The 20,815-nt window shown below is 61.1% G+C and carries 22 protein-coding genes and 1 tRNA gene; 14 read left to right on the forward strand and 9 right to left on the reverse strand.

What is annotated here, in order from left to right; genetic code table 11:
• The 4 genes from ATY29_RS12140 to ATY29_RS12155 all read right to left on the reverse strand — a co-directional run.
• On the reverse strand, nt 1-963 hold a 963-nt coding region (locus tag ATY29_RS12140), incomplete at its 3' end, for a porin (RefSeq protein WP_097536389.1).
• A gap of 591 nt (nt 964-1,554) precedes the next feature.
• Nucleotides 1,555-1,645: transfer RNA gene (locus ATY29_RS12145), tRNA-Ser, on the reverse strand.
• Between the two features lie 249 nt (nt 1,646-1,894).
• Nucleotides 1,895-3,112 carry an NAD(P)/FAD-dependent oxidoreductase gene (locus ATY29_RS12150; protein WP_025415768.1) on the reverse strand — a complete coding sequence of 406 codons (1,218 nt, stop codon included), beginning with the start codon at nt 3,110-3,112 and terminating at the stop codon, nt 1,895-1,897.
• 87 nt (nt 3,113-3,199) lie between these two features.
• Complete coding sequence (locus tag ATY29_RS12155) at nt 3,200-4,315, reverse strand: Gfo/Idh/MocA family protein (protein WP_025415767.1); 1,116 nt, start codon at nt 4,313-4,315, stop codon at nt 3,200-3,202.
• Between the two features lie 207 nt (nt 4,316-4,522).
• Here ATY29_RS12155 and ATY29_RS12160 point away from each other — a divergent pair, with 207 nt between their 5' ends.
• From ATY29_RS12160 to ATY29_RS36850, 8 genes are all read left to right on the forward strand, one after another.
• Nucleotides 4,523-5,398, forward strand: coding sequence for a MurR/RpiR family transcriptional regulator (locus ATY29_RS12160; protein ID WP_003569199.1), 876 nt, complete (start codon nt 4,523-4,525; stop codon nt 5,396-5,398).
• 93 nt (nt 5,399-5,491) lie between these two features.
• On the forward strand, nt 5,492-7,423 hold the full coding sequence (locus tag ATY29_RS12165) for a bifunctional 5-dehydro-2-deoxygluconokinase/5-dehydro-2-deoxyphosphogluconate aldolase (RefSeq protein WP_097536391.1): 1,932 nt from the start codon (nt 5,492-5,494) through the stop codon (nt 7,421-7,423).
• Nucleotides 7,424-7,622: 199 nt separating this feature from the next.
• Nucleotides 7,623-9,473 (forward strand): 3D-(3,5/4)-trihydroxycyclohexane-1,2-dione acylhydrolase (decyclizing), encoded by a 1,851-nt coding sequence (gene iolD / locus ATY29_RS12170; protein WP_025415765.1) that lies wholly within the window; start codon nt 7,623-7,625, stop codon nt 9,471-9,473.
• Nucleotides 9,474-9,537: 64 nt separating this feature from the next.
• Nucleotides 9,538-10,455, forward strand: coding sequence for a myo-inosose-2 dehydratase (gene iolE / locus ATY29_RS12175; protein ID WP_097536393.1), 918 nt, complete (start codon nt 9,538-9,540; stop codon nt 10,453-10,455).
• Between the two features lie 179 nt (nt 10,456-10,634).
• A complete protein-coding gene (gene iolB, locus ATY29_RS12180) occupies nt 10,635-11,432 on the forward strand; it encodes a 5-deoxy-glucuronate isomerase (RefSeq protein ID WP_003569212.1) in 798 nt (265 codons plus the stop codon).
• Between the two features lie 89 nt (nt 11,433-11,521).
• Nucleotides 11,522-11,749, forward strand: a complete 228-nt coding sequence (locus tag ATY29_RS12185; RefSeq protein WP_003569214.1) for a DUF1127 domain-containing protein — start codon at nt 11,522-11,524, stop codon at nt 11,747-11,749.
• A gap of 68 nt (nt 11,750-11,817) precedes the next feature.
• Entirely contained in the window at nt 11,818-12,570 is a 753-nt protein-coding gene (locus ATY29_RS12190; protein WP_097536395.1) for a helix-turn-helix domain-containing protein, read from the forward strand.
• A 96-nt stretch (nt 12,571-12,666) separates the two neighbouring features.
• Entirely contained in the window at nt 12,667-12,828 is a 162-nt protein-coding gene (locus ATY29_RS36850; protein ID WP_003569217.1) for a hypothetical protein, read from the forward strand.
• A 39-nt stretch (nt 12,829-12,867) separates the two neighbouring features.
• Here ATY29_RS36850 and ATY29_RS12195 read toward each other — a convergent pair whose 3' ends face one another.
• Nucleotides 12,868-14,235, reverse strand: a complete 1,368-nt coding sequence (locus tag ATY29_RS12195) for an MATE family efflux transporter (protein WP_097536511.1) — start codon at nt 14,233-14,235, stop codon at nt 12,868-12,870.
• Between the two features lie 81 nt (nt 14,236-14,316).
• Entirely contained in the window at nt 14,317-14,757 is a 441-nt protein-coding gene (locus ATY29_RS12200; protein WP_097536397.1) for a glyoxalase superfamily protein, read from the reverse strand.
• A gap of 353 nt (nt 14,758-15,110) precedes the next feature.
• On the opposite strand from ATY29_RS12200, the gene ATY29_RS12205 reads away from it, so the two are divergent.
• A complete protein-coding gene (locus tag ATY29_RS12205) occupies nt 15,111-15,443 on the forward strand; it encodes a hypothetical protein (RefSeq protein WP_025415760.1) in 333 nt (110 codons plus the stop codon).
• Here the strand turns inward: ATY29_RS12205 and ATY29_RS37655 are convergent.
• On the reverse strand, nt 15,394-15,645 hold the full coding sequence (locus ATY29_RS37655; RefSeq protein ID WP_080687558.1) for a hypothetical protein: 252 nt from the start codon (nt 15,643-15,645) through the stop codon (nt 15,394-15,396). The genes ATY29_RS12205 and ATY29_RS37655 overlap by 50 nt on opposite strands.
• Before the next feature lie 91 nt (nt 15,646-15,736).
• Here ATY29_RS37655 and ATY29_RS12215 point away from each other — a divergent pair, with 91 nt between their 5' ends.
• Nucleotides 15,737-16,603 (forward strand): LysR family transcriptional regulator, encoded by an 867-nt coding sequence (locus ATY29_RS12215; protein WP_097536399.1) that lies wholly within the window; start codon nt 15,737-15,739, stop codon nt 16,601-16,603.
• Nucleotides 16,604-16,673: 70 nt separating this feature from the next.
• Here ATY29_RS12215 and ATY29_RS12220 read toward each other — a convergent pair whose 3' ends face one another.
• Entirely contained in the window at nt 16,674-17,120 is a 447-nt protein-coding gene (locus tag ATY29_RS12220; protein WP_003569233.1) for a baeRF12 domain-containing protein, read from the reverse strand.
• Nucleotides 17,121-17,492: 372 nt separating this feature from the next.
• Between ATY29_RS12220 and ATY29_RS12230 the strand changes: the two genes are divergently transcribed.
• On the forward strand, nt 17,493-17,894 hold the full coding sequence (locus ATY29_RS12230; RefSeq protein ID WP_003569234.1) for a pilus protein PilZ: 402 nt from the start codon (nt 17,493-17,495) through the stop codon (nt 17,892-17,894).
• Between the two features lie 104 nt (nt 17,895-17,998).
• Nucleotides 17,999-19,111: a pyridoxal phosphate-dependent aminotransferase gene (locus ATY29_RS12235; protein WP_025415757.1), complete on the forward strand. Its 1,113-nt coding sequence runs from the start codon at nt 17,999-18,001 to the stop codon at nt 19,109-19,111.
• 198 nt (nt 19,112-19,309) lie between these two features.
• On the opposite strand, the gene ATY29_RS12240 is transcribed toward ATY29_RS12235, so the two are convergent.
• Complete coding sequence (locus ATY29_RS12240) at nt 19,310-19,576, reverse strand: SEL1-like repeat protein (RefSeq protein ID WP_003569238.1); 267 nt, start codon at nt 19,574-19,576, stop codon at nt 19,310-19,312.
• 444 nt (nt 19,577-20,020) lie between these two features.
• Here ATY29_RS12240 and ATY29_RS12245 point away from each other — a divergent pair, with 444 nt between their 5' ends.
• The gene (locus ATY29_RS12245) at nt 20,021-20,359 is read left to right on the forward strand and encodes a DUF2147 domain-containing protein (protein WP_097536512.1); all 339 of its coding nucleotides are present in this window, start codon (nt 20,021-20,023) and stop codon (nt 20,357-20,359) included.
• A 203-nt stretch (nt 20,360-20,562) separates the two neighbouring features.
• The gene (locus tag ATY29_RS12250; protein WP_025415755.1) at nt 20,563-20,742 is read left to right on the forward strand and encodes a hypothetical protein; all 180 of its coding nucleotides are present in this window, start codon (nt 20,563-20,565) and stop codon (nt 20,740-20,742) included.
• The last annotated feature ends 73 nt before the right edge of the window (nt 20,743-20,815 follow it).

Here is a 20,815-nt window from a genome sequence, read left to right on the forward strand (position 1 = left end):
GTACTGAACCGAAGCCTTGGCGTAGAAGTTGTCGACGATCTGGTAATCAACCGTCAGACCGACCTTCCAGGCATCGCCGTCGTTGAAATCGCCAGCGGTGACACCGTAGTCGCCGTAGTACTGAACACCAGGGGTGATCTTCAGCTTGTCGGTTGCCTTGATAGCGTATTCGGCAGCGACAGCCCATTCAGCCGCGTTGTAGTAGGCGTTCGGGTTGGTGGAGTAAACAGCAGCGAGACCGAGGGTGCCGGGGCCGATGTCAACCGTACCCATTGCGCGAACGGCACCTTCTTCATTGTCGACGTCGTAGCCGGCAGTGATCTGGTAGCTGAACGCACCAGCCTTGCCGCCGAGACCGACGGCAACGCCGACGTTGTTCGGGGTTTCGCCGTCATAGAACGGACCGTCTTCCAGCTCGTCAACGCTGATGCCAGCGTAGAAGGCGTCGGTTTCATACTGGTAACGGATGGAGTTATGCAGCGTGACCGGAGAACCGATATCGTCGGTTTCGCCGGAGAGGCCGTCGTCCCACCAGCTGTAGAACAGACCGGCGCGGAAGCCAGCGATGTCGAGGTAAGCGGAGTCGAGCTTGGCGCTCTGATCGGTGGCGTTGTCAGCATTGAACTGCATGACGATGACGCCGGTCAGCGGACCGTATTCGGTGTCGCTCTTGGCGGTGAACTGAACCTGGCCGCGAGTAACAGCATCCCAGTCGGAGTCGTTAGGGCGCGTCAGCGAATTGCCCGGACGGTCGCCAACATTGACCTGGAAACGGATGTAACCGTTGATCTTCAGGCAGGTTTCGGTGCCCGGGATGTAGAAGTAGCCGGTGCCGTAAGCGTCGCAGACGCGAACATATTCAACCGGTTCCGGCTCGGCAGCAACGATAGCGTCAGCAGCCTGAGCACCGGAAACTACTGCGAGAGCAGCAGCGGAGCCGAGAAGAAGGCTCTTGATGTTCATAAATGACCTCCAATTCAAAGTTTCGATCGGGTTTGGGATCTTTCGCTGAGCAGCGTTCCCTGCCCCATTCCCGTGTTTCAAGAAGTGGACGATCAGTCGCCCTTGCTTCCGAGGGTGAAAATACAAGACGGCGGCCGTCACGCAATCACCAACTTGCTCGGATGGGGGGTTTGGGGGAGCCTTCCCGACATTCTGTTGCTGAAAGGACACAAGTTGGGCAAGCGGCCGCGATTTCCTTTATGCTTTGTTAAGAAAACGCTGATTTTGCGGCGACTTAGGTAAGATGAACCGGGAACTGGACATGGGCTTCGCAACACATTTGCGACGTTTTTTTGACGAAATCCGGATGCTGGAGGAGATATCTCCACCGCTGCAAGCGTAACCGAAGATGCACCGATCCCATTACAGTGCTTGCCGGGACATGCGAGCGGGCGGTGATTCCCAATGGCGATTCTCTCGCTGGACGCGGAGGGATTTTCTCACCAAGGAGCCATCAAGCCTTGCCGTCCAGCGGTCACGAGCGATCGCCGAAAGCGAAGGCGAATTCTCTGCCTGAAAATTAAGGATCGATCTGAACTGGGAAAATAAAAATGGCGGAGAAGATGGGATTCGAACCCACGATACGCTTTTGACGTATACTCCCTTAGCAGGGGAGCGCCTTCGACCACTCGGCCACCTCTCCGGTGCGGCCTAACTATGGTGACCGGTCTGTGAATGCAAGGGTTTTTTGAACTTTCACCAGAAGAAATACAGCGGCTGGCATTTCGGCTGGGCTGGGCAAAGGGACATTACTCCATACCGGTGATCAGCCGAATTTGACCGCGCGTCGCTTCGACGGCGAAGCTGAGCTTCGCCGTCCCGCGTTCGATAGGATTGGTGACCCCAGCATGGCGTCCCGCCGGGGTGATCCCTTGCGGAATCGGTTTCCGGCTCAGCCGAGCAGACGCTTGAGATCGGCTGAGGGGTCGGCGAGAATCGCTCTGTCGGGGTTGATCCCGGATTCCAGCAGCTTTTTGCCGGTCACATAGGCTTTGGCGTCATTGATGGCATCGACGGCAATCAGCAGACCTTTTTTAAAGTACCAGATAGAATGGGCACCTTCGCGGGCGCCGGGGCGCAGCAGCGTTTCGTCGTAGCCGAGATTGAAGCCGGCGATCTGCAGCTTGACGTCATACTGGTCGGACCAGAACCACGGCTTCGGATCATATGGCTCGCTGCCGCCGGCGATGACGGCTGCCGCCGCTTCGGCCTGGTCGACGGCGTTCTGCACCGATTCGAGCCTGATGCGGCCACCCTGCCAAGGAAGGGCCGCGCAATCGCCGGCGGCAAAGATCGCCGGATCGGAGGTGCGGGCGAATTCGTCGACGACAACGCCGTTGGCGACTTCGAGGCCGGCTTCGTTGGCGAGCTGGTCATTCGGTACGACGCCGATGCCGACGATGGCAAAGTCGATGTCGATGACCGATCCGTCGGAAAGTGCCGCGCCGGTGACGCGGCCATCCTTGCCGACCAGATGCTTGAGCCCGGTTTTCTCGCGGATCACTACGTCGTGGGTCTCATGGATCCCGCGCATGATGTCGGCGGTTTCCTTCGCCGCGACGCGTTGCAGGATGCGGTCGGCCATCTCGATGACCGTGACCTCAAGGCCGAGGTGGCGGGCAACGGCTGCCGCCTCCAGACCGATATAACCGCCGCCTATGATAAGGACGCGGCGACCGGGGCGCATCTCCTCGGCGAGCAGATCGGCGTCGCGCTTGTCGCGAGCGACATAGACACCTTCCAGATCGCCGCCGATTGCCGCGGGCAGCCGGCGCGGTGTCGCGCCGGTGGCCAGCGCCAGCGTGTCGTAATCGAGAACGGAGCCATCCTGCAGCAGAACCTGCTTGTTGTCGGGCTTGATCTGCTCGACCCATGTGGAAAGGCGAAGATCGACATCATTCTCCGCATACCAATTCTCGGCGCGGAACAGCAGGCGGTCGAAGCTCATTTCGCCGAGCAGATATTTCTTCGAAAGCGGCGGTCGCTGGTACGGAGCGACGTCTTCGACGCCGATAAGGGTGATCGGGCGCATGTCCTTCAAGCCACGTAGCTTGGCCGCCAATGCGAAACCGGCCTGCCCCGCGCCGATGATCACCAGTCTATCCGTCACGATCCCACTCCTGAAACTGCGCCCGACAACAACGCCAAGGCCTATTCCCTGCTCTGCGCGCCGTCAACGGAAAGCGGCTTCTTACCTTCAGCCGATCTCGATCCAGCGACGCTCGTGGAACGACTGTGCCATGGCATGCACCGACTTCTCTATCCTGAGACCGTCTTTAAATGTCACGATCGACGACGGCTCCCCCGATATTGCCCGGATCAGCTCGCGGCATTCGATGATCTTCAGATCGTTGAAGCCGAGACCGTGGCCGGGCGCCGGGATGAAGCGATCATAAGGCCGATGGGCGGGCGCCGCCAGTATCTTGCGGAAACCCTGTTCGGAACCGCGACCATCCGCCTGGTAGAGGTCGAATTCGTTCATCCGCTCCTGGTCATAGACGATCGAGCCATTCGAACCATAGATCTGGAGGGCAATGCGGCCCTTGCGGCCCCAGGCGGCGCGGTTGGCCATCAACACGGCGGAGATGCCGCCGCCAAGCCGCATCAGCACGTTGGCGCCATCGTGATTTTCGACGGGGCGGCGGCCACCCTCGCTCAGCGGGCGGTCGGCATAGGGCCTCACCATGTCTGTAATGACCGCCTCGACATGGCCGAACAGATACCAGAGCATCGACAGCGGGTGTACCGCGAAATCATCGAGCGCGCCATAGCCGGCGGCAAGCTCGCTCTTCCAGTAAAAGAAGACATCGGGATCGGCCATGAAATCCTCGTCCATCTCCACGCGGATATGGTTGACCGTGCCGATGGCGCCCTCACCAATAAGCGTCTTGATGTGCCGCATGACGGGATTCTGAATGTAATTATAGCCAAGCGCTGCAACCTTGCCGGAACCCCTCGCCGTTTCCAGCATGCGCTCGGCATCGGCATAGGCCGGTGCCATCGGCTTTTCGCACCAGACGTGTTTGCCGGCTTGAAGGGCTGCAATCGCCATCTCGGGATGGAACTGGTTGGGCGTGGTGACGGAGACGACGTCGACCTCAGGATCGGCAATCAGGTCCCGCCAATCGGCCGTCGCCTTCTCGAAGCCGAATTCGCCGGCACGCGCCTCAGCCAGCCCGGCATTGGCTTCGGCAAGATGCACGAGACGCGGGCGCTCGACATCGCCGAACACCGTCTTCACCGCATTCCACGCCAGCGCATGGCACTTGCCCATATAGCCGGTGCCGATCAAACCGATGCCGAGTGGCTTCATTTCCGTCTCCTCCAGGAACTGCGCGGCGATTTTTGGAATATTTGGATCATTTTGACAAGGGACCCTCCGCCGGCGTTTGGAGGCTCTCTCCGGATTTATCGTTTAAAAGTGTTGAATTACAGGCGATTAAAAACAATTAGGCGTACCGTTTGAAATCGTCTATGTTCGGCAATATGGAATATTTGTTTCATATCGTGAGCCGCGAGCATGGATAACGACCCTCAGAGGCAGGCGCGTGTGCCGCGCGATTTCGAAAGCCTGCGCAGCACCATCATCGAGCGCAAGGCGAACATGCCGAAGCGGCTGGCGCAGGTCGCCGCCTTCGCGCTCGGCAATCCCGATGAAATCGCCTTCGGCACGACGGCAAGCATTGCGGCCGCCTCCGACGTCCAGCCTTCAACGCTGGTGCGGCTGGCGCATCATCTGGGTTACGGAGGTTTCTCCGACCTGCAGAGCATCTTTCGTGAAAGGCTGCGCGACCGCACGCTGAGTTATGAGGAGCGGCTCGTCACGCTGGAGCAGGCGAGCGGCGACGACGAGGACGCGAATCTGCTCTCCGGCTTCATTGCCGCGGCCAGCCAGTCGGTCAACCGGCTGGCGGCGACGGTGCAGAGCGATACGTTTACGAAAGCAGTGGATATCCTTGCCGCCGCAGAGACGATCTATCTGATCGCCAAACGGCGCTCTTACCCGTTGACGGCGCACATGACCTACGCTTTTTCCAAGCTCAACATCCGCCACCAGATCGTCGCCTCGCCGAACGGCGTCGACCCTGAGATGGTGCAGTTCGCAACGCCGAAAGATGCGGCGATCGCCGCGAGTTTCTCGCCCTATGCGGCCGACAGCCTCAGCCAGAGCCAGGAGCTTGCCGACCGCGGCGTCCCCGTCATCGCCATCACCGATTCGGCCTTCTCGCCACTTGCCGCCTGCGCCACGCACTGGTTCGAGGTGGCTGAGGCCGATTTCGCCGGCTTCCGCTCGCTGTCGGCCTCGATGGCGCTGACCATGGCGCTGCCGGTGGCCATCGCCGAGCGGCGGCGCAAGCGTCAGCATTCAAAAGCTGGAAAAGCGAAAATGGAATAAACATTCCGAATTGACAAAATATCGGAACCGATGTTTCATTATTGACAAATTCGCAGGCACTGGAAGCCGCGCAAAATCTAGTGGGAGGACATCATGGTACAATCGAATCCGGGCTCACAGCCGGAGCCGGCGCTTGATGTAATCACCATCGGCCGTTCCTCGGTCGATCTTTACGGTCAGCAGATCGGTTCGCGGCTGGAGGATATCGGCTCCTTCGCCAAATCCGTCGGCGGCTGCCCGGCCAACATCGCCATCGGCACGGCGCGGCTCGGCCTCAAATCCGGCCTCATCACCCGCGTCGGCGACGAGCAGATGGGGCGCTTCATCCGCGAGCAGTCGGCGCGCGAAGGGGTCGCGACAGACGGCATCGTCACCGACAAGGAGCGGCTGACGGCGCTGGTGCTGCTTGCGGTCGAGGCCGAGGGCGTGTCGCCGATGATCTTCTATCGGTCGGATTGCGCCGACATGGGGCTCGATGAAGGCGATATCGACGAAGATTTCATCAAGTCGTCGCGCGCCGTTCTCGTTTCCGGCACGCATTTCTCCCGACCGAATACCGAGGCCGCGCAACGCAAGGCGATCCGCATCGCCAAGGCGAACGGCCGCAAGGTGATCTTCGACATCGACTACCGGCCGAACCTCTGGGGCCTTGCCGGCCATGCGGAAGGCTTCGAGCGCTACGTGAAGTCCGATCGGGTTTCCTCGAAGATGAAAGAAACGCTGCCGGATTGCGATCTCATCGTCGGCACCGAAGAGGAAATCCTGATCGCTTCCGGCGCCGACGACGTGCTCGGCGCGCTGAAGGAGATCCGCCGCCTGTCGCCGGCAACGATCGTGCTCAAGCGCGGCGCCATGGGATGCATCGTTTATGACGGGCCAATCGCCGACGACCTCGAAGCCGGCATCGTCGGCGAGGGCTTTCCGATCGAAGTCTTCAACGTGCTTGGCGCCGGCGATGCATTCATGTCCGGTTTCCTGCGCGGCTTCCTGCGCGATGAACCGCTGAAGACCTGCGCCACCTGGGCCAATGCCTGCGGCGCCTTCGCCGTCTCCCGCCTGCTCTGCTCGCCGGAATATCCGACCTGGGCGGAACTCGACTTCTTCCTGAAGACCGGCAGCAAACATCGGGCGCTGCGCAAGGACGAAGAGATCAACCATATCCATTGGGCATCGACCCGGCGCGGCGACATCCCGCTGCTGATGGCGCTGGCGATCGACCATCGTTCACAGCTCGTCAGCGTCGCCGACGAACTCGGCGTCGGCCACGACAAGATCGTCGCCTTCAAGCGACTGGCAGTCTCGGCAGCGGCACGCGTTTCGAACGGCCGCGACGGCTACGGCATGCTGCTCGACGAACGCTTCGGCCGCGACGCCTTTTTCGATGCGGCGACGAAGAATTTCTCCTGGATCGGCCGGCCGGTGGAATTGCCGGGCTCGAAGCCGCTGCGCTTCGAATTCAGCCAGGATATCGGCTCCCAGCTTGTCGAATGGCCGCTCGGCCATTGCATCAAGTGCCTATGCTTCTATCATCCCGACGATCCGGCCGAATTGAAGAGCGAGCAGCAGGAGAAGCTACGCACACTGTTCGAGGCATCCCGCAAGGTCGGGCGCGAGCTGCTGGTGGAGATCATCGCCGGCAAGAACGGGCCTCTCACCGACGACACGATCGCGACCGCGCTGGAAGAGCTCTATGCACTCGGCATCAAGCCGGACTGGTGGAAGCTGGAGCCTCAGGCCTCGAGCGAAGCCTGGAAAAAGATCAATGCGGTGATCGCCAAAAATGATCCATGGTGCCGCGGTATCGTGCTCTTGGGCCTCGAGGCGCCCGCCGACGAGCTGATCTCCTGCTTCGAGGCGACGCTGGCGGCTCCCTCCGTGAAGGGCTTTGCCGTCGGCCGGACGATCTTTGCCGATGCGGCGCGGGCCTGGCTCTCGGGTGGGATGAACGATGAGGAGGCCATCGTCGACATGGCGGGCCGCTTCCGGCAGCTGACAGAGGCGTGGTTGAAGACCCGCGCGCATTAACAGGAAGAACCCCTCCCCAACCCCTCCCCACAAGGGGAAGGGACTTAACTTGAGGCGCCGCCTCGTACTAGGCGGCAACCGTCCTGCTGGAAGAGACGCTGCAATATGCGTGAACAGCACGGCAGGTTAGCCCCTCCCCCTTGTGGGGAGGGGTTGGGGCGGGGAAGATAGACGAAAGCTAAAAGTTCGGGAGGCCCCGATGGGCAAGACGATACGGTTAACGATGGCGCAGGCCGTCGCGCATTTCCTCAAAAAACAGATGACCGTCGTGGACGGCAAGAAGGTGCCGATCTTCGGCGGCGTCTGGGCGATCTTCGGTCACGGCAACGTCGCCGGCATCGGCGAGGCGCTCTATCAGGTGCGCGGCGAACTGACCACCTATCGCGCCCACAATGAACAGGGCATGGCGCATGCCGCGATCGCCTATGCCAAGGCGAATTTCCGCACGCGCTTCATGGCGTGCACGACCTCGATCGGCCCCGGCGCGCTGAACATGGTAACGGCCGCGGGCGTGGCACACGTCAATCGTATTCCCGTTCTCTTCCTGCCGGGCGACGTCTTCGCCAACCGCGCACCGGATCCGGTGCTGCAGCAGATCGAGGATTTCGGCGACGGCACGGTTTCGGCCAATGACGCCTTCCGTCCGGTTTCGCGTTATTTCGACCGCATCACCCGCCCCGAGCAGATCATTTCGGCGCTGAAGCGCGCCATGCAGGTCCTGACCGATCCGCTCGATTGCGGCCCGGTGACCTTGTCGCTCTGCCAGGACGTTCAGGCTGAAGCCTTCGATTATCCGGTAAGCCTGTTCGATGAAAAAGTCTGGACGACCCGCAGGCCGCAGCCGGATGCGGACGAGCTGGCCAATGCCATCGCGCTGATCAAGGCTTCGCAAAAGCCGGTGATCGTTGCCGGCGGCGGTGTGCTCTATTCGCAGGCGACGAAGGAACTTGCCGCCTTTGCCGAGGCCCACGCCATTCCCGTCGTCGTCACCCAGGCTGGCAAGTCGTCGATCGACGAGACACTCCCGCTGGCGCTCGGCTCGGTTGGCGTCACCGGCACATCGGCGGCGAATGCAATCGCCGAAGAGACGGACCTGGTCATTGCCGTCGGCACGCGCTGCCAGGATTTCACCACCGGCTCCTGGTCGCTGTTCAAGAACGACAACCTTAATATGATCGGCCTCAATATCGCCGCCTATGACGCGGTGAAACACGACAGCCATCCGCTGGTGACTGACGCCCGCGAAGGGCTGAAGGCACTTTCGGCAGGGCTTTCCGGCTGGAAGGCGCCGGCTGCATTGGCCGAAAAGGCCGCGGCGGAGAAGAAGGTGTGGATGGAGGCCACTGTCAGGGCGATGGCAACGACCAATGCCGCCCTGCCCTCCGATGCGCAGGTGATTGGTGCGGTGGTGCGTTCGATCGGCGGCGACAACACGACGCTGCTTTGCGCTGCGGGCGGCCTTCCCGGCGAATTGCACAAGCTCTGGCCGGCAACGACGCCCGGCACCTATCACATGGAGTACGGCTTTTCCTGCATGGGCTACGAGATCGCCGGCGGGCTCGGCGCCAAGATGGCGCGTCCGGAACGAGATGTCGTCGTCATGGTCGGCGACGGTTCCTACATGATGATGAATTCCGAGATCGCGACTTCGGTTATGCTCGGCCTCAAGCTCAACATCGTCGTACTCGACAATCGCGGCTATGGCTGCATCAACCGGCTGCAGATGGGAACCGGCGGCGCCAACTTCAACAATCTGCTCAAGGACTCCTATCACGAGGTGATGCCGGAGATCGATTTCCGCGCCCATGCCGAGAGCATGGGGGCGATCGCCGTCAAGGTCGGATCGATCGCCGAACTGGAGCAGGCGATCACTGATTCGAAGAAAAACGACCGCACCTCGGTCTTCGTCATCGACACCGATCCGCTGATCACGACGGATGCCGGCGGCCACTGGTGGGACGTCGCAGTGCCTGAGGTCAGCCCGCGCGGCGAGGTCAACAGAGCCCATGAGGCCTATGTCAAAGCGCGCGCTGCTCAGCGCGTCGGTTGATCGATTGCTATGATTTCCGGGGGAGCGGAAGCGCTCCTCCGCACTATTTTCAAGGAGATTACTGATGAAGGCCAAACTCGGCATGTCGCCCATCGCGTGGTGGAACGACGACCTTCCGGAACTTAGCGACGATGTATCGCTGGAGGAATGCCTGCGGCAATCGCGCGGCGCCGGTTTCACCGGCATGGAGCAAGGCCGCCGTTTCCCCAGCAATCCCGAGGAGATGCTGCCTATCCTGCGCGCCGCCGACGTGACGCTGTGCGGCGGCTGGTTCTCGGGCACGCTGGTCAACGAGGAGCTTGCGGCCAACAAGGACCGCATCGCGCCGATGATCGAGCTATTCAAGGCGGTCAATGCGCCGTGCATCGTCTATGGCGAAGTCGGCCGTTCCATCCAGGGCGACCGCTCCAAGCCGCTCGCCACCAAGCCGCGCCTTTCCGACGACGAGATGAAGGCCTATGGGCGCCGCGTCACCGAGTTCGGCGAATGGTGCGCCGAACAGGGCATGCCGCTCTCCTATCACCATCACATGGCCGCCGTGGTCGAAACCGAGCCGGAACTCGACGCCTTCATGCGCGCTTCGGGCGAAGGCATTCCGCTGCTGCTCGATGCCGGCCATCTCGCCTTTGCCGGCGGCGACGTGCTGCGAGCCATCGACAATCACCACGCCCGCATCAACCATGTTCACGTCAAGGACATCCGCAAGGCTGTCGTTGACGGGCTTGACCGCAGCCGGCAGTCCTTCCTCGACGCGGTGGCGCTCGGCGCCTTCACCGTGCCAGGCGACGGCTCGCTTGATTTCGGCGCCATCGTCCAACGGCTCGCCGATCACGGCTATGAAGGCTGGTTCGTCGTCGAAGCCGAACAGGATCCACGCAAGGCGCCGCCGCAGAAAATGGCCGAGATCGGCCATGCGGAATTGATGCGCGTGATGACGGCGGCGGGATACAGCGTGGAAACCGAAGGCTTTCCGAAGGGATAAGGGAGAGGCCTTGCGGGACTGCTGGAGCAAGTTGTCCCCTCATCCGCCCTCCGGGCACCTTCTCCCCCAGGGGAGAAGGGGAAAAGAGACGGCGCGGCATATCCCTTCTCCCCTCGGGGAGAAGGTGGCGGCAGCCGGACGAGGGGGCCGCGCCCACTAACTTACGAGGAGAATCACCAATGCCAAACCTCAAGGTGAAACCATCCGGCACGCATGGCCGTGTCACCCATGTCACCCCTGAGAATGCCGGCTGGACCTATGTCGGTTTCGATCTGCATCGGATGAAACCGGGCGAGACGGTTTCGGGAGAGACCGGCGATCGGGAAGTCTGCCTCGTTTGGGTGACCGGCAAGGGCAAGGCCTCGGCCGGCACAAAGGATTTCGGCACGCTCGGCGGCCGCATGAGCCCGTTCGAGGGCGCGCCGCATTCGCTCTACATCCCGATGGAATCGACGTGGTCGGTGACGGCGGAAACCGATCTGGAACTCGCCGTCTGCTCGGCGCCCGGCGGCGGCACCTACCAGGCCAAGGAAATTCCGCCCGGCACGCATCCGCAGGTCACGCGCGGCAAGGGCACAAATGTGCGCTACGTCAATAATATCATGCCGGAGGACGACAGCTCGGCGCATTCGCTGCTTGTCGTCGAGGTGATCACGCCGGGTGGCCATACCTCCTCCTATCCGCCGCACAAACACGACCAGGACGACCTGCCGAACGAGAGCTTCCTGGAAGAGACCTATTACCATCGCCTCAACCCGCCGCAGGGCTTCGGTTTCCAGCGCGTCTACACCGACGATCGATCGCTCGACGAAGCGATGGCGGTCGAGGACGGCGACGTGACGCTGGTGCCGAAGGGCTATCACCCCTGCGCCGCAACTCACGGCTACGATCTCTATTATCTCAACGTCATGGCCGGGCCGAAGCGGATCTGGAAATTCCACAATGCCGTTGAGCACGAGTGGCTGATTAAGGCGTGAGGGATACCGCAGATCGCTAAATAATCTGACAGCGCCCAGCCGCCGGTGATGGTTCACTGCCTCCATCCAAACAAGGATGGAGGCTCATCATGCATAGCTCGAACTTCACGATACCGGCCCGCAACACCCGCTCTTCGCGTCCTATGCGGCCCGGCCTGCTTCATGCAACAGTCACGGCAGTCCGCTGGCTGGCGCGCAAGATCGACGAACGGCGCAACTGCAATGCGCTGATGGAACTCTCCGACGAGCAATTGAAGGATATCGGCCTTTCCAGGGGGCAGACAGAAAGCGACGTTCACGTCTATAGTCGCTACTGAAATACAGGCATCAGTTGTGATATTGTGCCCAGGCCGCCTTGTGGCGGCCTGTGTGACCGGGACATGAGATGTCGCAGTTTTCAACAGCACCGCTCCTGAAAACGAAGATGGTCACCATTCGTGATATCGTCTGCAACGGCGCGTGCCGCCATAAGAGCGACGAGGAATGCGCCCACAAGACGAGCCTCGTCTATCCCCATCGCGGTGTCTTCATGCGGCATGTCGGCCGCAACGACACGGTGGCCGAAGCCAATCAGGTGCTGTTTTTCAATGCCGGCCAGAGCTATCGCATCAGCCATCCGATTGAGGGCGGCGATGCCTGCATCGACCTGGCGATCGACGAGGCCATGCTCGAAGAGCTCGCACCGAAGGAGCAGGTGCAGGCCGGCCCGGCTTTTTCCTTCCGCCGCCAGCGCCGGCGGATCGATCCGCGGGCACAGGCCCTGGTCGCTTTGCTGCGTCACGGTCTCAGCCGCAACATCGCCGAGACGCTGGAGGTAGAAACACTGGCGCTGACGCTGGTGCTGTCCTCCGATCTTACCCGGCGCTGGACACTTGCGGAAATCGCCTCCGAGGTCGGCGTCTCACCCGTCTATCTCACCCAGGTTTTCCAACAGGTCGAGGCCACACCGCTTTACCGCTACCAGCTCAGGCTACGACTTGCCCGCGCCCTCGACCTGCTCGGCCAGTACGAGGATCTGACGGCGCTCGGCCTCGATCTCGGCTTTTCCAGCCACAGCCATTTCAGCGCCTCCTTCAAGCAGGCCTTCGGGCAAAGCCCGGGCGAATTTCAGCGCGCGGCGCAGCTGCGGCGAAGATGAAGATCGATCGCTAAAGATTTCGACAGCGGCAATGCGGTCTTCGATGATCTTATCAGCCTGTCCCGATCCGGGGACGATCAATCGGAGGATCATCTGATGAAGAAGACGACGTGCGCTGCCTGCGACTGCGAACTCGGCGCGGAAACCATCACCGTCAAGCTCGGCGGCAAGACCGTCGAGGTCTGCTGCCAGGAATGCGCCGAGGCGCTGGACGAGGCAGAAGCCGCAACAGCGGCTGCTGCAACTGGCAAGGAATAGGGCATATCAGGCAAAAGCCGCGCTGGAGAGCACGGCTTTTCAAACGGGCAGAAGCCCGTAGCGCCAACCGCGGCGTTTGGCGTTCTGCGACAGCACCAGCAAGGCAAGGAGGACCATGCCTGCCTCGGCAAAGACCGGTACCATCCAGATCCCCTGCTCGCCGAAGACGAAGGGCAGCAGGAAGGTGAGCGGCAGGGTGAGCAGATAAGGCCGTGACAGGCCGAAGATCGCCGCGCGCGGCGCGTCGCCGATCGCCTGGAAATAAGACGACAGGATCAGCATCTGCCCGAAGAGGAAATAGGCGCCGATCGTCCAGGGCAGAATGCGCGTGACCTCGGCTGCAATGGCGGGGTCGGCGACGAAGACGGCGCCGAGGCGGCCGGACATGAGCTCGACGGCGATCTCCACCAGGGTGCAATAGACGAGTGCTGCGAGCATGGCGATCTGAAGGCTGCGGCCGACGCGGAGGCCGAGGCCGGCGCCGTGATTGTTGCCGGCGATCGTCTGCAGGGCGATGCTGAGTCCAAGCAGCGGCAGATAGGTGAAGGTCATGATCCGGGTGATGATGCCGTAGGCGGCAACCGTCGCCGCATAATCAGACATACTCCAGAGCGAAACGTTGATCAGAATGGCGGCGGATGCCAGCGATATGCCGATGAAGCCGAGGCTCATGGGCGCGCCGAAGGCGACGATGCCGCGCCATTCGGCAAAAGCCAATCCTCGTAAAGGCCTGAGCGCCGCCGGGCGGCGCCAGCGATAGATAAGTACCGCTGCGAGACAGACGAATTGCGATGCGATGGAGCCGGCAGCCGAACCGAGCACGCCCCAATGAATCACCGCCATGAACAGCCAGTTGGCGAAGATGTTCAGCAGCGAGGCCGACAGCGTCACCAGCGTCATGAAACCGATCTTGCCTTCGCAGCGCAACCCGTCGAGATGCAGCGACAGGAAGAAGCTGACGGGTGCAAAGGCGATCATCGCGCCCATGAACAACTTCGCGCCATCGGCCACCGCGGCGTTGCCGGCAGCACCGGCATCGATGATCTGCCGGCCGGCGGCCCAGTAGAGCATCTTCAGGATCAGGGTGACGGCCAGCGCCAGCATTTGGGCGCCGGCAAATAGTCTGGCCGCGCCCTGGCGATCGCCCGCGCCAAGCCGGCGGGCGAGGATGCTCGCCATGCCGTTCGAAACGAGCGATTGCAGGGCGACCAGCAGCATCAGCCCCGGGAAAATCAGGCTGACAGCCGAAAGCGCATCGGGGCCGACATAAGCGCCGAGAAAATAGGCGTCGACCACGGTGAAGAGACCGTTGACGGTGGTGATCGCGACGATCGGCGCCGCCGTTTTGATGAAGACGCCCGGCAGCCAGCCGGTAAGAAAGGCGTTGCCTTTAGAAAGATTGGTCATGGAGAATCCGTGTGATATCGAGCGCGGTCCGATCCGGCTTGAAATCATGCGGATACGGATGGTCTCGAAAAAAAGGAAAAATTAGAGATCGAGCACCAGATGCGGCACGCCGTTCGAAGTCTTCCTTGGCGAGACGCCGTCGGCGTCGATCTGGGCGTTCACACGCCGGCGAAAGGCCGAAAAGCTCTCGAAGGTCACGACATCCACCGGCTCGTCGAAATGGATGGTGATCCTGTGGAGTTCGCCTCCCGGCAAGGCCGAGAGCGCCAGGATTTCACCGGTGAATGGCTGATTGAGATAGCGGCCACGAATATGCGCGCCGACGAAGAGCGGCGTCTTCGCAGCCGCATTGGGTTTTGCAGCCAGCGCCGCCAGCGTGTTCCAATCACGCGCGCCGTGCTGGCGAGCAATCATTTCCAGGGCCGCACTGTGGGTCAGCGCGGTGCCGCGATCGTGCATCGCCTGGCGCAAGCGCTTGGCTTGGGCCTTCAATTCGTCAATGGCAGGATAGGTCGTCGTCATGGAGTGAGCCTTCGCAAGGCATGCTCTTCGACTGTGGATGGGAGCTCGCATTGCCGCCAGTCAGCATGCACAAGGGCCGTGACCATGATCGCGAGGACTTCACCATGGATTTTCATCCGCGAGCGGCCGGTGCCTCGAACCGGCCCTTGTATGCGCGAACGTCGCCGACATGTCAAGAATGGCGCATGTGCGCTGAGGAGTGAGCAGATTTGGAGCAAATCTGCACGAAATCGGTGCGATTTTCCCGCAGCTTTTGCCGACGGCTTCAATCTTAACGATGCTCTTCAGCAATCGTCAGCACTCTTGCGTTATTCTCCTGTCGTACAATGAGCGGAGGCTAAAGGGCCTTTCAGATGCACCTCGACACAGAACACCCCAAGCCGGAACGTGCTTACAGAGAATTCAATCTCGATAGGCCGGGCAACATCATCTTCGTCGGCCATCACCTCAGCACCGGAACGCAGGTGCGCTGCCTGATCCGCACGATCACGCTCGCCGGCGCATTGCTCGAAGTGAGCCCGAACCTGGAAATGCCGAGCCATTTCTTCCTCGAAATCCTCGGCATCCATGACGAGATCGGCTCGACGGTGGTCAAGCGCGAAGGCGAATGGGTCACGGTCAGCTTCAACATGCTGCTCAATCCGGAATTCCTGCACCACGTGCTGCGGCTGAGCTTCGAAAGCTGAGACTTTTTTCCGCCCGCGATTTACCGGGACGTAGCGCCTTTTTCTCCCCGCCCCGTCTTGCCGAGAGACGCGCGATGGCGGAAGCGGCCCAGAGCAATCCGCGCCATTCCGGCCCCTCGAGCGGGTCGGCGAAAGGATCGCGGCGCACCCGCCTGTTATAGATTTGCAATTCGTTGAAGAGAACAACCCAGTTGAGAAGCATTGCTTCATCCTCCATCTATTGGCTCGAGCACTGGAACTAAGCCTTCGCGCCCTTCCGATGTAGAGGCGCTGGGGAAAGGGGGTTTTCATCCATGAAAGATGCGAGCTGGGACGACCTGCAGCTTTTCTTCCATGTCGCGACCGGCGGCGGGCTTTCGGCCGCGGCCGCGCGCACCGGTCTCAGCGCGCCGACCATCGGCCGGCGTATGCTGGCGCTTGAACGGGTGACGGGCCGATCGCTGTTTAACCGCGGCCCCACCGGTTATCTGCTGGCGAGGGACGGGCAGGAGCTACTCGACCGCGTCCGGCTGATGCAGGATGCAGCGCGTGCGATCTCCGACTGGCGCGGCGAGGTGTTAACACTGCCGATCGTCTCGACGGCCGCCGACAGCTGGACCTCGCGCTTCATCGCCGATCATCTCGCCAGCGTCTGGACGCCGAAGGACAGCTTTCGCATGTGCTACAAGACCCGCGACGCGGACGTCGATTTCACCTACCGCGAGGCGCATATCGCCGTTGGCCACAACAGGCCGGACAGCGGTAATGTCGCGATCCGCCGTTCGGTCAAGGTGGCGCATGCGGTCTATCAGGCCGCAGATTATGACGAGGCGAACTGCAACTGGATCTCGCTCGGCACCGATACGGCCGTCTCGCCGGCGGACAAATGGACGTTCGAACAGCCGGATTACTGGATCACCAGCTGGACGAACACGCCGCATATGCTGTTTTACCTGATCCGCGGGGGCGCCGGCCGCGGCGTGCTTCCCTGTTTCGTCGGCGATCGGGACCGCAAGCTCGTTCGCGCCGGGCCTCTCATCGACGAACTGACCCATGACATGTGGATCGTTGCGCATGATGACGAGCGACAGCGGCCGGAGGTCAGGATCGTCATCGACCGCCTGGCGGCGTTGTTTGCCGATCATCAGGAGCTGTTTGCCGGGCAGAGGCCGTCGATATAACACGAAAACGCGGGCCGTAAGACCCGCGTTTCCCCTATCCCTTTGTTTTCTGAGAGATCGACTTGCCGCCTCAGGCAGCGAGATGCCGCTGGATTTCGTCGACCGGCATGTTGGTATAATCCTTGGCCACCTCGGCTGATATCGCGGCCTGCGTATCGGCGCGAAGCGCCGGCCGTAACGTGCCGAGCGCCTTCGGCGGTGCAACGATGACGATGCGACGTGCACTCTTTTCCTGCACCAGCGCGTCGAGCTTTTCAGCCACCTGTTTCAGAAATTCGGCTTCGGCCTGGTCCTGCCAGCTGGTCTCCTCGACAGCGCTGCGGCTGAAGCCGTCTGCTGCGTGGGTGCGGCCTGGCTTATCGGCGCCAATCTCGCGATCCGGCGTGCTCGGCTGCGTCAGGGTTTCCAGCACCTTCAGGTTCATCAGCTGGGCATCGCCGGCATTCTGCATGATCAGAGCCTTGGCTCCGTCGCAAACCACGACCCATGATTCCCAAGGGATTTTGACGTTGGTCATTTTCAACTCCTCGCGTCGTCATTCGAAGCGCGCCGTGCTTCATCGATCAAGGCAGAACGCCCGGCAATTGAAAGAGTTCGGGAAAAATTGCGCCGAAATCGCACGGCGGCGGTCGGGGCGGCCTGTTCTGCGTCGAAATGCAGGTTCGAGAGATTGACGAGGAAAACAGCGCTGTTCGCCTATGCCTGCACCATTTGCCTTGGGGCTGGAAGGTAAGCCCGCGTCCCGATAATGCACATCGGGCGTCCCGCTTGGGAACAAATTTTAAACTCGTTAAAATTGTCATTTTATCTTTGACGAATGTGCAAAACATTCATGTGACGTTGGCTGGAGCAAGAACCCCAAATGTGCCCTGACTGACGGAGAATGTGAATGTCTATGCTCCGCGCCACACACCTTGCGACGGTCAAGTCCGCTGTCTACGACCTGCGCTGGGAAGAATTTAGCGTCAAGCGGCCCGCCCGCATCGTCGCCGTCCGGCCGTGCCTCACCGGCGTCTCGATGCGCAGCGCCGAGATCATCGATATCTCCCAGGGCGGCGCCACCTTCATCGTGTCGACCACCGCCGGCCTGCCGAAACATTATTATCTCAACATTCTCGGCCTCGCCTACCGGATCGGCTGTGCCGAGGTCTACCGCCATAAGGAGCGCATCGGGGTGCGGTTCATCAACATCATGGACCCCGAGGTTCTGCGCCGCGTCGTCCGCACCGATTTCCTTGTCGGCAATATGGAAGCCATCGCCGCCCGGCGGGCGCCGATCTTCCGGGCGTAAAGAGCCCAACAGCCAGTTGGCTGCAGAAATAATCTTGCTTGCGTCGGCGGTGCCCGGGCCTATTGTTGCGCCGATCGTCAATATATCCGGGAAACCGCCTTCGCATGTCCGCCTTTTCGCGCTTCACGCCGCTCGCCGGCGCCCTGCCCTCCACAGTTCCCTTCGTCGGTCCCGAGGCCATCGAGCGCCAGCGCGGACTTGTCGTTTCGGCACGCATCGGCGCCAATGAGAACGGCTTCGGCCCCGCCCCATCGGTGTTTGCTGCAATGCGCGAGGAGGCCGGCAATATCTGGAAATACAATGACCCGGAGAATCTCGCGCTCCGGCAAGCGCTTGGAGACCATCTCGGCGTCTCGGCCGCCAACATCGCCATCGGCAGCGGGATCGACGAGCTGCTCGGCCAGATCGTCCGGCTGGTGATCGAACCCGGCGCGCCCGTCGTCACCTCGCTCGGTGCCTATCCGACCTTCAATTTTCACGTCGCCGGCTTCGGCGGCCGGCTGGTGACCGTTCCCTACGCCAACGACCGCGAGGATCTCGACGGCCTACTCGATGCCGTCAAGCGGGAGAATGCGCCGCTCGTTTATTTCGCCAATCCCGATAATCCGATGGGAAGCTGGTGGGATGCCGACAGGATCGTCGCTTTCGCCCAGGCGCTGCCCGAGACGACGCTGATGGTGCTAGACGAGGCCTATAGCGAGACCGGGCCGGCAGGGGCGCTGCCCTCGATCGCCTCGATGATCGAGCTGCCGAACGTCGTTCGCACCCGAACCTTTTCCAAGGCCTACGGTCTTGCCGGCTCGCGCACCGGCTACGTGATCTCGACGGCAGGCACGGCGCAGGCCTTCGACAAGATCCGCAATCATTTCGGCATGAACCGGCTGGCGACGGCGGCGGCACTCGCCGCCCTCAAGGACCAGGCCTATCTCGCCGAGGTGGTCGGAAAAATCCAGGTGGCGCGCGACCGGATCGGCGGCATCGCCCGGGCAAACGGTCTTGAGCCCCTGCCCTCGGCAACGAATTTCGTGGCGATCGACGCCGGCCGCGATGGCGCCTATGCGCGGGCGATCGTCGACGGGCTGATGGAACGCGGCGTCTTCATCCGCATGCCCGGCGTGGCGCCACTCAATCGCTGCATTCGTGTCAGCGTCGGGCCGGAGGCGGATATGGCGCTGTTCGAAGAGGCGCTGCCACAGGTGCTGAAACAAATCGGCTGATAGAATGACGCCGAAACGTCTTAGCGGTTTTCGGGCAACATCATGCTTACACTCAGTGATGTAAAACAGCAAGAACCGCGGCCGGTGGAGGATCCGGCCGCGGTTCCGTTCTCCTGGCGTCGGGCCTGTTGAAAGCGCCCTGCCAGCTCCCTCTTTCCGAGGTTCTTATATCTTCCTACCCGTATCGGTAGGACAGGTTCAGTGGACCGTCATCCACTCACGGGCGGCGCGCAGCGCCGCCACGATTTGCATCTTGTCCATGGCGGCGGCCACATCCGCACGAAGCTCTGCGGCGCGGTCGTTGCCCTTGATTGCGGCGATGTTCAGCCATTTGTGGGCTGCGACCAGATCGACTTCGCAGCCGCGGCCGGTCGCATACATCAGACCCATTTCACAGAAGACATCGGCGCTGTTGTCGCCACCCATGGTGGCCGTTTCAGCATTGTGCATTTCAAAGCGTGCCATCGGTTTTATCCCTGTTAGCCTGTTTATGACTTACCCTGTTTTACCTCGGGGCCTTGCCGTCTATCGCGGCTTGCGGCCCTTGCGGTTCGGCGGGTTTGCCCCGCTCGTTTGATGGGTTCACTATGCCGCACGGCCTTCAAAAAACGCCTAAAATGCATGATTAATTTGAGACAAACAAAGTGCAAATGCTTGGTAAATTTGGGTTTTTGTTAAACATCAGAGGCCTTGCGACTTAAGGACTTTCGCTCGAATTTTACGAAAGATTCAGATCTGAAAATAAAGGGATCATTCATCATGAAATCAGACGCGGATATTTCGAAAGCGCGCCGCAGGCCGTTTCCTCAGCACTTTTCCAACGCCGCCATGGAAAATGACCATGCATGTTTACCTTTACGTTCGCGTCAGTTAATTTCACGCCCGATCAAGGACATCATGGAGGAAAAGATGATCCGCAGCTTCGTTCTGGCCATTTCCATCGCAATGATCGCAGGCTCAGCCCACGCCGAGGAGCCGATCGTCGGCAGTTGGAAGACGGCGGCCGGGGATACGGCGGTAATCGCCTCCTGCGGCGGCAGTTATTGCGTGACGCTGAAGACCGGCAAATATGCCGGCCGGAAGATCGGCACGCTTGCCGGAACCGGCGGCATCTATGCCGGCGAGATCACCGACCCGGCCGCCGACAAGACCTATAGCGGCTCGGGCAAGATCTCCGGCAATTCGCTGAGGATGCAGGGCTGCGTGATGAAGATCCTCTGCAAGTCACAGACCTGGACGCGGCTCTGAGGTTTTAAATACGCCTGCGCAACCATCATGGAAGCGCGAAGCATGCCGGCGCCGCGGCATGCTTCGAAGCTCTTTGCGCCCATTCCAGAGCCGTTAGCCGGCTGACTTCTATGAACGGTGGATGAACCAGCATCTCAGCACTCATTCAGCCGGCCCATGGCAAAACTCTTCTCACGATAGAGTTGCGTATCGGGGGTAAGGCGATGGACATGTATATTCTGGCAAGACGCTTCAGCATCATCACATTGTTTGCGGCGATCTTCGCGATCACCTTTTCAGCTGTCGTGGTGCATAATGGCGGCGGCGGCACGCAATCGCATTTCGGGGCGAGCTATACCTGCCTGGAGCGGAACGGCACCTTCTGCGCACCGTCGGTGCAGTGACTGGCAACAGACGCGGAAGACGATAAATTAATCGGATTCCGCCGGCGCGCGTCGTTTGCTTGTCAAAAACAAC

It is taken from the genome of Rhizobium hidalgonense, from assembly GCF_002914525.1.
Taxonomy (GTDB): Bacteria; Pseudomonadota; Alphaproteobacteria; order Rhizobiales; family Rhizobiaceae; genus Rhizobium; species Rhizobium hidalgonense.